This window comes from Streptomyces griseicoloratus (genome assembly GCF_014534645.1).
Taxonomy (GTDB): domain Bacteria; phylum Actinomycetota; class Actinomycetes; order Streptomycetales; family Streptomycetaceae; genus Streptomyces; species Streptomyces griseicoloratus.
Genome location: NZ_JACVQF010000200.1, coordinates 343,246 through 355,400, shown reverse-complemented (window position 1 = coordinate 355,400; position 12,155 = coordinate 343,246). Strand labels below are relative to the sequence as shown.

Sequence of the window (12,155 nt, the reverse complement as noted above, 5' to 3'; positions counted from 1 at the left end):
ACACGGATGAGGGGTGGGCCGTATGGCTCAGCGGGACACGAGCGTGAGACCAGCCGACGGAAGCGCCTCCACCGACCAGGTCTTCCAGGTGGAGAAGCACGGCATCGACCCCATTCCCGCCGAGGAGCGGCACGGCGGCGCGAAGGACCTCTTCTGGCTCTGGTTCGGCTCCAACCTCACGTTCACGTACGTCATCAACGGTGCCCTGGCCGTCGCCTTCGGCCTGTCCTTCTGGCAGGCGACCGCCGTCGTCGTCGCCGGGGGCCTGTCGTTCTTCGCCATCAGCGCGGCGGGGCTGAGCGGCGTCCGCACCGGCACCGCCACCCTGGTCGTCTCCCGCGCCGCGTTCGGCGTGCGCGGCAACTGGCCGGCCGGGATGCTCAACTGGGTGGTCGGCATCGGCTACACCATCGTCAACACGGTCGTCGGCGCCCTCGCTCTGGAGGCCTTCTTCGCCGACCTCGGGTGGGCGTCGGACGACGTCGGGCGGGCCCTCGCGCTCGCCGTGACGCTCGCCCTGACGTTCGCCGTCGCACTCTGGGGGCACGCCACGGTCCAGTTCGCCGAGCGCTGGATCGCCTACGTCCTCGCCGCCGGCTTCGCGGTCCTCCTGGTCTTCCTGCTCCCCGGCGCCGACACCGGCACCGGCACGACCGCCGCACCCGGCGCCTCGGGGTGGAGCCTGGCCTTCGTGGTCATGCTGGCCGGTCCGTTCAGCTACGTCCCCATGCCCGCCGACTACACCCGCTACCTGCCGAGAACGACCTCACTGCGTTCGCTCACCTGGTACGGGGCCCTGGGAGGCTTCGTCTCGTCCGTCGCCCTGGGCGTCGCCGGCGTGGCCGCGGCCACCCAGACGGACATGACCGACGCCGTGGCGGGCACCGAGGCACTGCTGCCGGGCTGGTTCCAGCCGCTGTTCCTCGCCCTCGTCCTCGGCGGCTCCGTGACCAACTCCATCATCACGCTCTACTCGTCGAGCCTGAACCTCCAGGTGCTCGGCATCCCCTGGAGCCGTTCCCGGGCCATCGTCATCAGCGCCGCCGTCACCGCGGGAGGGTCGCTGTACGCGCTCTTCCTCACCGACTTCACCAGCTCGCTGCTGTCCTTCCTCTCCCTGCTCATCATCGTGTTCGCGCCCTGGGGCGGAGTCTTCCTCACGGACATGCTGATGCGCCGCTGCCGCTACGACGCGCCGGCTCTGCACGCGGGACGGGACGGCGGCTACTGGTACCGGTCCGGCCACCACCCCGCCGGTACGGCGGCTCTGCTCGCCGGCATGGCCTTCGCCGCGCTCACCTGCGACTCGGAGCTGTGGACCGGGCCGCTGGTGGCCCCGCTGGGCGGAGCCGACCTGACCCTCCTCGGCTCCCTCGTCTCCGGCGGCGTGTACTGGCTCCTCGCCCGGCGCACGGTCGCCCCGCACACCCCCTTCGGGTGAACCGCCACCGCGGCCCGCACTCCGCTCCGCGCGCAAACACCCCGCCCCGGACTACCGCGCCCCGAACCACCGCCCCACCACTGGAGTTTCCTCACATGACCCCGGCAGCACACCCCGCAGACCTCCTGCTGCGCAACGCCCGCATCCACACCGTCGACCCCGCGCTCCCCGAGGCCCGCGCCATGGCGGTGTCCGGCGGCCGGATCGCCTGGCTCGGCACCGACGACGACGCGGCGGCATGGACGGGACCGGACACACGGGTGATCGACGCCGGCGGCAAGCTCGTCCTTCCCGGGTTCATCGACGCGCACAACCACGTCCGGCTCGGCTCGGACGACGCCTGCGTCCAACTCGCCGGCGCCCACACCCTGGACGAGATCCACGACCGCATCCGCACCTGGCACACCGCCCACCCCGACGCACCCTGGATCGAGGGAGAGGCCTTCGACTACTCGGCGATCCCCGGCGGCCGCATGCCCGCCACCGCCGACCTCGATCCGGTCACGGGCGACGTCCCCGCCTTCGTCCTGAGCTACGACGTCCACACCGCGTGGCTGAACACCGCGGCCCTGCGGCGGCTCGGCATCGACCGGCATCACACCCGGCTTCCCTTCGGCGAGGCGGTCACCGACCCGGCCACCGGCGAACCGACCGGCTTCGTCAAGGACTTCGCCGTCAAGGGCCTCTCCCGCGACGGGCACCGCGCCCTGCAGCGGCTCGGCCTGCCGTGGGCCTCGGCCGACCGGCAGTACGGACGGCTCACCGCGTCCCTGGACGACGCGATCGCCTTCGGCATCACCACCATCGTCGAACCGCAGAACTCGCTCGACGACCTAGCGCTGTTCGTCCGTGCCCGTACCGAGGGCCGGCTCAGGTCCCGGATCGTCGCGGCACTGTTCCATCCGCGCGGCACCACGGACGCCGACCTCGACGACTTCGCCGCCGCGGCCCGCGCGCACTCGGACGACCGGCTGCGCGTCGGTCCCCTCAAGCTCTACATCGACGACGTCGTCGAACCGCGCACGGCGGCCCTGCTCGAACCCTACGCGGGCTGCCGCCACCACCGCGGGGACACCTTCTACCCGCCCGAGGAGTTCGCGGCCCTGCTGGCGAAGCTGGACGCACGCGGATTCCAGTGCTTCGTCCACGCCACCGGTGACCGCGGCATCAGGACCGTCCTCGACGCTGTCGAGCACGCCCGCACGGTCAACGGGCCGCGCGACGCCCGGCACCAGGTCGTCCACGTCGAGTGCCTCGACCCCGAGGACACGCCGCGCTTCGCCGAACTGGGCGTGGTCGCGTGCATGCAGCCCCGGCACGCGGCCCCCGACGTCGCGGGCCCCGGCAAGGACTGGGCGGAGAACGTCGGTGCCGGCCGCTGGCACAAGGCGTGGCCGCTGCGCAGCCTGCACACCGCGGGGGCCGTGCTCGCCCTGTCCAGCGACTGGAACGTGGCCGAGATGGACCCGATGGCCGGCATCTACACCGCCGTCACCCGGCGTCCGCTGGGCGGAGGCGAGCCCTGGACGCCCCAGGAGACGATCAGCGTGGAGACCGCGGTGCACGGCTACACCATGGGGTCGGCGTACGCCAACTTCCTGGAACACGACCGGGGCTCGCTGACGGTCGGCAAGGCGGCCGACTTCGTCGTCCTGTCCCGGGACATCCTGCGCTCGGCGCCCGAGGACATCCCCGGCACCGTCGCGGAGACCGTGGTGGTCGGCGGCCGCGTCGAGCACGGGCCGCCTTCCCCATCGCTCAGGAGCTGAGCAGCCCAAGGCGGTTTCGTTCGGATCAGCGGGCGGACCAGAGGAAGATGCCCGCGATGTGAAGTCCGGCGAGGGAGACGGTCGCGGTCTTCTCGTAGCGGGGGGCGATGCCGCGCCACTGCTTCAGGCGGTTGATGCACCGCTCGACGGTGTTGCGCTGCTTGTATGCCCCGCGGTCGAAGGCCGGCGGTCTGCCGCCCGCCTGTCCGCGCTGCCGCCGGTTGGCCTGCTGGTCGGCCCGTTCCGGGATCACCGCGCGGATGCCGCGTCTGCGGAGGTGGTCGCGGTTCGCGCGGGAGGAGTACGCCTTGTCGGCCAGGACCAGGTCCGGCCGGGTGCGGGGCCGTCCAAAAGGCCGGGGAACGCGCAGGCGTGCCATGACGTCCGTTTGGACGGGTGCATCTCCGGCTTGGCCGGCGGTGAGGACGAACGCCAGTGGCCGGCACCGGCCGTCGGCCACGAGGTGGATCTTCGTGGTCAGTCAGCCGGTCGTAGACGCCCCGCCAGTTGCCGTACTTCTCCGGCAGGTGCACCCACCGGGTGCCGGTCTGCAACTTGAAGGCGATCGCGTCGATCACCTCACGGTGGTCCCGCCGGCGGCCACCCCGTTGCGGCGTCCGGTCCGGGAGCAACGGCTCGATCCGCGCCACTGCGCACCAGTCAACGGCACACCCGGACCAACGACTGACTGATCCAAACGAAACCGCCTAGATGCGATGGTAAGGCAGGACCTCAGCCGTTCCGGCAACGCACCAGGACGCTGATACCTCACTCGGCACCCGACCATCCCACAGCTCATGAGTGCGCGCTGTCACTCATGCAGGCTTCGCCGCCACCGAGCTCCCACCACTCCACCACCGACCACCATCAGGCCCATCACCACCCCAGCAGCGATCACCCGCCCCATCCCGGCCCCAGGCCCGGTCACCGGAACCGCCGCCGCTGCCAGCACCACACCGGCCCCGGCGCCGGCAGCGATCGCCTCGGCACAGACGCGGGCGGCCCCGCGCCCCCACCTCCAGGGCCACGTCTCACTCGTCACCAGGTAGGCGACCAGCAGTCCGGCCACGCAGGCGCGCTCCCACCAGGCCGGCTCCCCGAACGCCGCGATCACCACGACTCCACCCGCCAGCACAGTCGTCCGGTAACGCGGCACGAGGTAGGACCACCGTGCGGACTCCAGCGTCGGCCGTCGGTCCAGCGGCGGCGCCGCCCATAGCGCGAACACGACAGCGCAGCCGAGCCCGACCGAAGCCGGCACACCGCTCATCGTGGCCCACGGCCGCCAGGCCAAGACGACAGCCCCCGCTCCGAACACCCGGACCGGCAGGGTGCCGGCCCAGTACACCAGGTACTCCCGGAAGCCGACCCGGGCATCGAGCACCGTCATCCCGCGCGTCCCCTTCCACCGACCCGTCCCGACAGCAGCGGCGCCAGCGCCAGGTCGAGAGGCTCGCCGACGACGTGTCGTAGGACAGGGACCCCGCTGTCCCGCAGGGCGTAGCGCATCGCGTCACGTTCGGCATGCCACAGGCGCAGGCCCAACTCGCCCGCCAGGTCCCCGGGACCGACCCGTGGGTGTCCGCTCGGGATCTCCACGACGACCGGCCGGTGTCCACGCGCCTGCACATCCCGCAGCACCTTGAGCATCCGTGCGTCGCTCAACGGGGTGAACACGTACACGAGGGCTCCCTCGGGCAGCGCGGGCGGCGGCACCCGCTCCATCCCGGGGCCGTCGAACCGTCGGTCCTTGCGGACGTCGAGGACGCTCTCCACGATGCGGTAGAACGCCGCGTCCCCGGTGCCCGGTGTCAGCCAGCGTGTGGTGCCGCCGGTCGAGACGACCCCCACCCGGTCGTGGGTGCGGAGGTAGGCGCGGGCGAGGCCGGCGGCGGCCCGTACGGTCTCGTCCAGGGACGACACTCCCGTCGCCGGGTCGACGACGTCTGAGAAGGCGTCGAGCAGCATCACCGTGTCGGCGGCCCGCTCGGCCGCGAAGCGGTGCAACTGCACGGACCCGCGCCGGGTCGTCGACGGCCAGTGGATGCGCCGCTGGCGCTCCCCGGGCACCCAGGGGCCCACTCCGGTGGCCTCGACGCCTTCGCCGGGCTGGGGTGAGGCGTGCTCGCCGAGCCGCTGCGGCAGCCGCGCCGGGATCGGCGTGAACGTCGCCTGCGTGGCGAGCGGGAACACGGCCACCTCGGCCGCCTCCACGCGCACGGTGCGGCGCACGGTGCCCCCGGCGTCGTACACGTCGAGGTCCACCGGTCCGAGCGACCAGCGGCCCCAGTGCAGCGCGGTGTGGCGCAGCGTCACCGCGGACGGGCCGACCACGACCTCGTCGAGCCGCAGGCCGGGGCCCAGCGTGACGCCGGGGTCGAGGCGGACGGCACCTGCGTCGTGGGCCACCGAGACGCGGACGGTGACGGTGTCGCCCTCGAAGCAGCGGCTCGGTTCGACCGTTGTCGACGTTTCGATGCGTCGGGGGTATGTGCGGGGCAGCGCCAGTGCGAGCAGCACCAGCGGCACCGCGGCGAGCGCCAGCAGCCACGCGTGCCCGGTGAGCAGCGCGGCGCACAGGGCGACGACGGCGACGGTCAGCAGGCGCAGTGTCCGCTCGCCGGGGCGCGGGCCGCCGGGTGGTGGGGGTGGCGGCTGGGCCGGGGGGGTGCGGCCCTCCAGCGCGCGGACCACGGCGGCGTTCGGCGGCGGCGCGGGAGCGGGCGCGGGCGCGGTCACGAGGACACGGCGGCTGCCGTACGCCGCGTCGTCGGTGTACCGATACTGCCGACGATCTCGTGGAGCACGTCGTCCGTGGACACCTCACGCACCCACAGCTCGGGCCGCAGCGACACCCGGTGGGCCAGCGCGGGTACCGCGAGGGCCTTGATGTCCTCCGGGACGACGTAGTCGCGGCCGTCCAGCACGGCGCGGGCGCGCGCGAGCTGGACCAGGGCGAGTCCGCCGCGCGGTGAGGCGCCGATGCTGATCTGGGGGTGGTCTCGGGTCGCGGCGACGAGCGCGACGGCGTACTCCAGCAGGTCGTCGTCGATCTCCACGCGCTCCACTACGGCCCGCCACGCCAAGACGTCTTCCGGCCCCGCCAGACGGTCGAGAACGGCCTCGGGCGCGGCCCGGTCGATCCGGGCCCGCAGCATGGCCAGTTCCTCGCGGGCGGTCAGGTAGCCCATTCGCACACGGAGTTGGAACCGGTCGAGCTGGGCCTCGGGCAGGGAGTACGTGCCTTCGTGCTCCACCGGGTTGGCGGTCGCGACGACCAGGAACGGGTCGGCGAGCGGTCGCGTCTCGCCGTCCACGGTCACCTGCGACTCGGCCATCGCCTCCAGCAGCGCGGCCTGTGTCTTGGGCGGCGTCCGGTTGATCTCGTCGGCGAGGAGGAGGTTCGTGAAGACCGGGCCGGGGTGGAAGACCATCTCACCGGTGCGCTGGTCGTACAGCGGCGTTCCCGTGACGTCGGACGGCAGCAGGTCGGGGGTGAACTGGATGCGGCGGAAGTCGAGGCCGAGCGTGGTGGCGAAGGACCGTGCGAGGAGGGTCTTGCCAAGACCTGGCAGGTCCTCGACGAGGACGTGGCCGCCGGCCAGCACTCCCAGCATCACCAGTTCGAGGGCGTCGGGCTTGCCGACCACGGCGCGTCCCATCTCGCGCAGTACGGCGCCGGCCTGCTCGCCGACCTGCTCGGCGGTGCGGAGGCGGGGCGTGGGGTCAGTCGTCACGTCGCTTGTTCCTTACCGGTGCGCAGGTGTGAGTGCGGGGTGCCGGGTGCGCCGAGCGTTTCGAGCCGGTCGACGAGGTGGCGCAGCACGTCGAGGGGTACCTCGCCGTCCGGCCCGGTCCGGGGTGGCACGGGCCCGAGCCAGGGCCACAGTTCGGGGCCGATCAACTCGGCCGCGCGCTCGGGCTGGTGATCGAGGGAGACATGGTGGTGCTCGGCGAGCACGGCGGCGTACAGGTGGCGCAACTCGGGCCGGAGCACCGCACGGTAGTAGAGGGCTCCGTCGGGCCCCGTGGCGGTCCGCACGTTGCGCCGCCACTCGCCCATGCCCGGCGCCCGCGTCCACAGCAGCCGGTCCTCCTCCCGGCGCCCGGAGTCGAGCGCACCCGCTCCTGCGACGTACCGGGCGACGATCAGCACCACGGCGACGAGCAGGGCCAGGAGGGCGCCGGCCGCCCGGGGGCCGTCGAGGAGCAGAACGAGCAGGACGCCGGAGCCGGCGACCGCGCTGCCGAGCAGCCCGAGCCGTCCCAGGGTGAGCATGTCGGCGCCCGGAGTCTCTTGGGCCGGCCGGTTCACGAGGTGCCCTCCCGGGTCTGGAGCAGCGAGGCGATCTCCTCCAGGGCGTCGGCCGCGGCGTCGCGGTGCGAGGTGTCCATCGGGTGGGAGGAGTAGCGGGCCTCACGGAACAGGGCAGTGAGGCGCGGTGCGGCCGGGCCCGAGGCGAGGCCCGCCTCGACTGCGCGGGTGAGCAGATCGGCGGGGCTGTCGGAGGCGTGTCGCGGCAGACCGGAGGCCGCGAGGGCGTCCTCCATCCCGGCGTAGCATGCGATGACGGCGGCACGGGGGTCACCGTCACCCGTGTCGGACAAAGCGCGGCGCCCCGACCGGACGGCGGAGAGGAGCAGACGCGCGTCGTCCTCCTCCGTCACCGTGCCCGCGAGGGCGGGACGCTGCGGCACCCTGAGGCCGAGCCGCCGCAGCCGCCGCACGACGGCCACCGCGACGACCACGACGACGAGCACGGCCAGCAGGCCGAGTAGGACGGACAGGGGCAGAGACCAAGGGGGCGCCGCATCCCTTGAACCGTCCCCGGGCTGCGGCTTGCTCGGCTCCGGCTGGGTGGGAGCCTGCGTCGGGACGATCGGCGGTGCGGCGGACCGTGCGCCGCGGGAGAACCGGTGCAGGACCACAGTCAGGACGCCGACGACTCCCGCCCCGACGAGCAGCAGCGGCGCGGCGATCTCCCGCAGCCGCTCCTCGCCCGGCGGCAGTACGGCGCGGTAGTCGTTGAAGCGGAGGCGGATGCGGCCGACGACCGCCATGACGCCCGCCGTCCAGACGACGGACGACCCGATCGCGACGATGCCCCACTGGCCCAGCGGCCCCTTGCCGGGATGCAGTAAGCCTTCCGTGGGCCGCAGCGCGAGCGCGGCGGCGGCCAGCGCCCCGACCACTCCGGCGGCGACCACCGCCCCCGGCATCGCTCGCTGCCTCGCCCGTCCTCCGTCTGTCATGCTCCCGCCGAACTCGTCGCCCTGGGACGCCGGTTCACCGCGGTCCTGGCTCATGCCGCGCCGCCTGGAACGCCCCCCTCCAAGACCGCGCCTCAGCGTTCCACAAGTCCCCGCTGTTGGGGTGAACGAGAACCGACTTTCCGGTGACGCCCGACGAGGAACCCCGGCCTCCGTGAGGCCGGGGTTCACCCATGCTTCCCGCGGTTCGTGCTCAGCAGCCACCGCAGTTGTACTAGGTGACGTCCCAGTGGTTGCCCTCGTCGGCGTGAGGTGACTGTGCAGGTGGTGTGCGGTGGTGCAGATAGTGCGGGGTCTACGCGCGTTGGCCAGAGGGCCGGCGCCCTAGGCGTTCTTCGGCGCCGCCTGCTGCACCACCTCGAACGACCAGAGAGTCGAGCCGCTGGCCGCGGGCGCCGGGCGCTCGCCGCCGTCCCCGCCGCGGCCCTGGTGGGCCTCCTTCATGGGGCCCTCCATCCAGGCGTTGAAGGACTCCTCGTCACGCCACCGGGTGTAGACGAGGTAGGTGTCGGTGCCCTCCACCGGGCGGAGGAGTTCGAACCACTCGAACCCGTCGGAGTTCTCCACGGCATGCGCACGGGAGGCGAATCGCTTCTCCAGAGTCTCCCGCTGCTCGGCCGGGACGGTCAGCACGTTGATCTTGACTACGCTCATGCCCCCATCCTGCCGCACGCCGCCGGGCAGACCGGGACCGGCCCGTGGGACACGCCCTCGCGCGCCGAGGCCCCCGCGCCGCCGGTCGCGGGCCGCGGCGGGAGCGGATGTCTGTTGACCTCAAGTGCGGTTGCGTTTCTAGGGTCGTCGGCGACGAAGGGAGTCCGACTGTGACGACACTGGTGACGGGTGCCACGGGGAACACCGGCAGGCACGTGGTGGCGGAGCTGGTCCGCCGAGGTGAGAGCGTCCGGGCACTGACCCGGGATCCGCAGGGGGCCGCGGGCAGGTTTCCGGCCGAGGTGGAGGTGGTGGAGGGCACGCACACCGCACCGGAGAGGCTGGACACCGCCCTGAAGGGCGTCAGCCGGCTGCACATCACCGTGACGGCGGGACTCGCCGAGGCCGGGCCCGAACTGGTGCGGCGGGCCGTCGACGCGGGTGTCCGGCGCATCACCCTGGTGTGGGGCGGCTGGGTGGGTCCGGTCGAGCAGGCCGTGGCGGACTCGGGTGTGGAGTGGACCCGCCTGGAACCGCAGGAGTTCATGTCCAACACGCTGACCTGGGCCGAGTCGGTGCGGACCGAGTCGGTCGTGCGCGAGCCGTACGACTTCCCGAGCGCCCTCGTCCACGAGGCCGACATCGCCGCGGTGGCCGCGACCGCCCTGCTCGACGACGGTCATGCCGGGCGCGCGTACAACCTGACCGGGCCCGAGGCGCTGACCCCGCGCGAACGGATCGCGATGCTGTCCCGGGTGGTCGGCCGTGACATCGCCTTCGTCCCGATCACGCACGAACAGGCCGTCGACAGGCTGATGGCCACCGGCGTGTCCCGGGCGGACGCCGAGTACGTCATCGGCTGGTACGCCGCTCCCACGGAAGCCTCCACGACCGTCGTCGACACCGTCGAGCGGGTGACCGGCCGTCCGGCGCGCACGTTCGCGCAGTGGGTGGCCGAGCACGCGGAACGCTTCCACGCGCCCCGCGGCACGGCCGGCTAGGCGCGCCGGGTCGGAGTCCTACGCGCTGTGCACGATCTGGATCAGGTTGCCGCAGGTGTCGTCCAGAACCGCGGTGGTGACCGAGCCCGTCTCCACCGGCTCCTGGGTGAAGCGCACCCCGAGCCCGCGCAGCCGGTCGAACTCCGCCCGGACGTCGTCCACGGCGAAGGAGGCGGCGGGGATGCCGTCCCGGACCAGCGCCGTACGGTACGGCTGCACCGCGGGATGGCCGGAGGGTTCGAGCAGCAGCTCGGTGCCGTCGGGGTCCTCCGGCGAGACCACGGTCAGCCACCGGTCCGCACCCAGCGGGACGTCGTGCTTCTTCACGAATCCCAGCACATCGGTGTAGAAGCGCAGGGCCTTGGCCTGGTCGTCGACGAAGACGCTGGTGAGGTGGATCTTCATGGAGTGCTCTCCGGTGCAGTGACGGCGCCCCGGCGCCGGCGTGACGGGTCCTGGACGTGACCCACGGGCCGGGTCAGGGGATCTTGACCCAGTCGAGCGTACGCTCCACCGCCATCTTCCATCCGGCGTAGCCTTCGGCGCGCCGGTCGTCGGACCACTGGGGTTCCCAGCGCTTGGACTCCTTCCAGTGGCTGCGCAGTTCTTCGGTGTCCTGCCAGAATCCCGTGGCCAGTCCGGCCGCGTAGGCGGCGCCGAGTGCGGTGGTCTCGGCGACGACGGGGCGGCTGACCGGGACACCCAGGATGTCCGCCTGGATCTGCATGCAGAGGTCGTTGGAGGTGACCCCGCCGTCGACCTTGAGCACGTCGAGGTGGACCCCGGAGTCCTGTTCCATCGCCTCGACGACATCGCGACTCTGGTAGCAGATGGCCTCCAGGGTCGCTCGTGCCAGGTGCGCGTTGTCGTTGTACCGGGCGAGGCCGACGATCGCCCCTCGGGCGTCGGAGCGCCAGTAGGGCGCGAACAGGCCCGAGAAGGCGGGGACGAAGTACATGCCGCCGTTGTCCTCGACGGTCCGGGCGAGGTCCTCGCTCTCCGGCGCGCTCTTGATGATCTTCATCTGGTCGCGCAGCCACTGCACGGCCGACCCGGTCACCGCGATGGAGCCCTCCAGCGCGTAGACCACCGGACTGTCGCCGAACCGGTAGGCCACGGTGGTGAGAAGCCCGTGCTGGGAGCGGACCAGTTGTGTGCCGGTGTTGAGCACCAGGAAGTTGCCGGTGCCGTAGGTGTTCTTCGCCTCGCCGGGTGTGAAGCAGACCTGGCCCACGGTGGCCGCCTGCTGGTCGCCCAGGACCCCGCCGATGGGGACGGCGGCACGCAGCGGCCGGGAGGTCCTGGCGACACCGTATGCCTCGGGGTGCGACGAGGGGTTGATGGTGGGCAGCATCGAGCGGGGGATGCCGAAGAAGCCCAGCAGTTCGTCGTCCCAGTCGAGGGTCTCCAGGTCCATCAGCATCGTGCGGCTCGCGTTGGTCACGTCGGTGGCGTGGATGCCGCCGTCGGGACCACCGGTCAGGTTCCACAGCACCCAGGCGTCGGTGTTGCCGAAGAGGGCGTGGCCTTGTTCGGCCGCTTCGCGGACACCGTCGACGTTGTCGAGGATCCACTGGATCTTGCCGCCGGAGAAGTAGGTCGCCGGCGGCAGTCCGGCCTTGCGCCGGATGACGTCGCCCCGGCCCGAGCGCTCGAGGTTCGCGGCGATGGCGTCGGTGCGGGTGTCCTGCCACACGATGGCGTTGTAGTAGGGGCGGCCGGTGCGCGGGTCCCAGACCACGGTGGTCTCCCGCTGGTTGGTGATGCCGATGGCCGCCAGATCGGTCCCCGCCAGCCCGCTGTAGCGCAGGGCGTTCTGCATGACCGAGTTGGTGCGCTCCCAGATCTCCACCGGATCGTGCTCCACCCATCCGGAACGGGGGAGGATCTGGGCGTGCTCCAGCTGGTGCTTCGCCACCTCGTTGCCGTCGTGGTCGAAGATCATGAATCGGGTACTGGTGGTTCCTTGGTCCACCGCACCGACGAAGTCCGCCATGTGCGCCGCCTCTCCTCGCCTGT

The 12,155-nt window shown here is 72.3% G+C and carries 11 protein-coding genes and 2 pseudogenes; 3 read left to right on the top strand and 10 right to left on the bottom strand.

Annotation, left to right across the window (positions count from 1 at the left end; translation table 11 throughout):
* Window positions 1–43: 43 nt before the first annotated feature.
* Both H0H10_RS22090 and H0H10_RS22085 read left to right on the top strand, forming a co-directional pair.
* Entirely contained in the window at window positions 44–1,441 is a 1,398-nt protein-coding gene (locus tag H0H10_RS22090; RefSeq protein WP_309141868.1) for a purine-cytosine permease family protein, read from the top strand.
* A gap of 95 nt (window positions 1,442–1,536) precedes the next feature.
* Window positions 1,537–3,210, top strand: coding sequence for an amidohydrolase (locus H0H10_RS22085; RefSeq protein WP_188182757.1), 1,674 nt, complete (start codon window positions 1,537–1,539; stop codon window positions 3,208–3,210).
* A gap of 25 nt (window positions 3,211–3,235) precedes the next feature.
* On the opposite strand, the pseudogene H0H10_RS22080 reads toward H0H10_RS22085, so the two are convergent.
* The 8 genes and pseudogenes from H0H10_RS22080 to H0H10_RS22050 form a co-directional block, all read right to left on the bottom strand.
* A pseudogene (locus H0H10_RS22080) lies at window positions 3,236–3,691 on the bottom strand (IS5 family transposase); the annotation flags it as partial.
* A gap of 55 nt (window positions 3,692–3,746) precedes the next feature.
* Window positions 3,747–3,860, bottom strand: a pseudogene (locus tag H0H10_RS40145) (transposase); the annotation flags it as partial.
* A gap of 161 nt (window positions 3,861–4,021) precedes the next feature.
* Entirely contained in the window at window positions 4,022–4,600 is a 579-nt protein-coding gene (locus H0H10_RS22075) for a hypothetical protein (protein ID WP_188182756.1), read from the bottom strand.
* On the bottom strand, window positions 4,597–5,949 hold the full coding sequence (locus H0H10_RS22070; RefSeq protein ID WP_188182755.1) for a DUF58 domain-containing protein: 1,353 nt from the start codon (window positions 5,947–5,949) through the stop codon (window positions 4,597–4,599). The genes H0H10_RS22075 and H0H10_RS22070 overlap by 4 nt, the downstream gene beginning before the upstream one ends.
* Entirely contained in the window at window positions 5,946–6,947 is a 1,002-nt protein-coding gene (locus H0H10_RS22065; RefSeq protein ID WP_188182754.1) for an AAA family ATPase, read from the bottom strand. The genes H0H10_RS22070 and H0H10_RS22065 overlap by 4 nt, the downstream gene beginning before the upstream one ends.
* Window positions 6,944–7,489: a hypothetical protein gene (locus H0H10_RS22060; protein WP_223180204.1), complete on the bottom strand. Its 546-nt coding sequence runs from the start codon at window positions 7,487–7,489 to the stop codon at window positions 6,944–6,946. Before H0H10_RS22060 ends, H0H10_RS22065 begins: the two co-directional genes overlap by 4 nt.
* Before the next feature lie 32 nt (window positions 7,490–7,521).
* Complete coding sequence (locus H0H10_RS22055; protein ID WP_188182752.1) at window positions 7,522–8,517, bottom strand: DUF4129 domain-containing protein; 996 nt, start codon at window positions 8,515–8,517, stop codon at window positions 7,522–7,524.
* A gap of 288 nt (window positions 8,518–8,805) precedes the next feature.
* Window positions 8,806–9,135, bottom strand: coding sequence for an antibiotic biosynthesis monooxygenase family protein (locus H0H10_RS22050; protein WP_188182751.1), 330 nt, complete (start codon window positions 9,133–9,135; stop codon window positions 8,806–8,808).
* Window positions 9,136–9,305: 170 nt separating this feature from the next.
* Here H0H10_RS22050 and H0H10_RS22045 point away from each other — a divergent pair, with 170 nt between their 5' ends.
* The gene (locus H0H10_RS22045) at window positions 9,306–10,136 is read left to right on the top strand and encodes an NmrA family NAD(P)-binding protein (protein WP_188182750.1); all 831 of its coding nucleotides are present in this window, start codon (window positions 9,306–9,308) and stop codon (window positions 10,134–10,136) included.
* Window positions 10,137–10,154: 18 nt separating this feature from the next.
* Here H0H10_RS22045 and H0H10_RS22040 read toward each other — a convergent pair whose 3' ends face one another.
* Together H0H10_RS22040 and glpK are read right to left on the bottom strand one after the other, a co-directional pair.
* Window positions 10,155–10,541: a VOC family protein gene (locus H0H10_RS22040; protein ID WP_188182749.1), complete on the bottom strand. Its 387-nt coding sequence runs from the start codon at window positions 10,539–10,541 to the stop codon at window positions 10,155–10,157.
* Window positions 10,542–10,614: 73 nt separating this feature from the next.
* Window positions 10,615–12,132 carry a glycerol kinase GlpK gene (gene glpK / locus H0H10_RS22035; RefSeq protein WP_188182748.1) on the bottom strand — a complete coding sequence of 506 codons (1,518 nt, stop codon included), beginning with the start codon at window positions 12,130–12,132 and terminating at the stop codon, window positions 10,615–10,617.
* Window positions 12,133–12,155 lie beyond the last annotated feature (23 nt).

Coding starts and splice junctions, on each gene's coding strand:
- H0H10_RS22075 (WP_188182756.1), bottom strand. CDS start 4,600: ATGACGGTGCTCGATGCCCGGGTCGGCTTCCGGGAGTACCTGGTGTAC.
- glpK (WP_188182748.1), bottom strand. CDS start 12,132: ATGGCGGACTTCGTCGGTGCGGTGGACCAAGGAACCACCAGTACCCGA.
- H0H10_RS22085 (WP_188182757.1), top strand. CDS start 1,537: ATGACCCCGGCAGCACACCCCGCAGACCTCCTGCTGCGCAACGCCCGC.
- H0H10_RS22055 (WP_188182752.1), bottom strand. CDS start 8,517: ATGAGCCAGGACCGCGGTGAACCGGCGTCCCAGGGCGACGAGTTCGGC.
- H0H10_RS22060 (WP_223180204.1), bottom strand. CDS start 7,489: ATGCTCACCCTGGGACGGCTCGGGCTGCTCGGCAGCGCGGTCGCCGGC.
- H0H10_RS22040 (WP_188182749.1), bottom strand. CDS start 10,541: ATGAAGATCCACCTCACCAGCGTCTTCGTCGACGACCAGGCCAAGGCC.
- H0H10_RS22050 (WP_188182751.1), bottom strand. CDS start 9,135: ATGAGCGTAGTCAAGATCAACGTGCTGACCGTCCCGGCCGAGCAGCGG.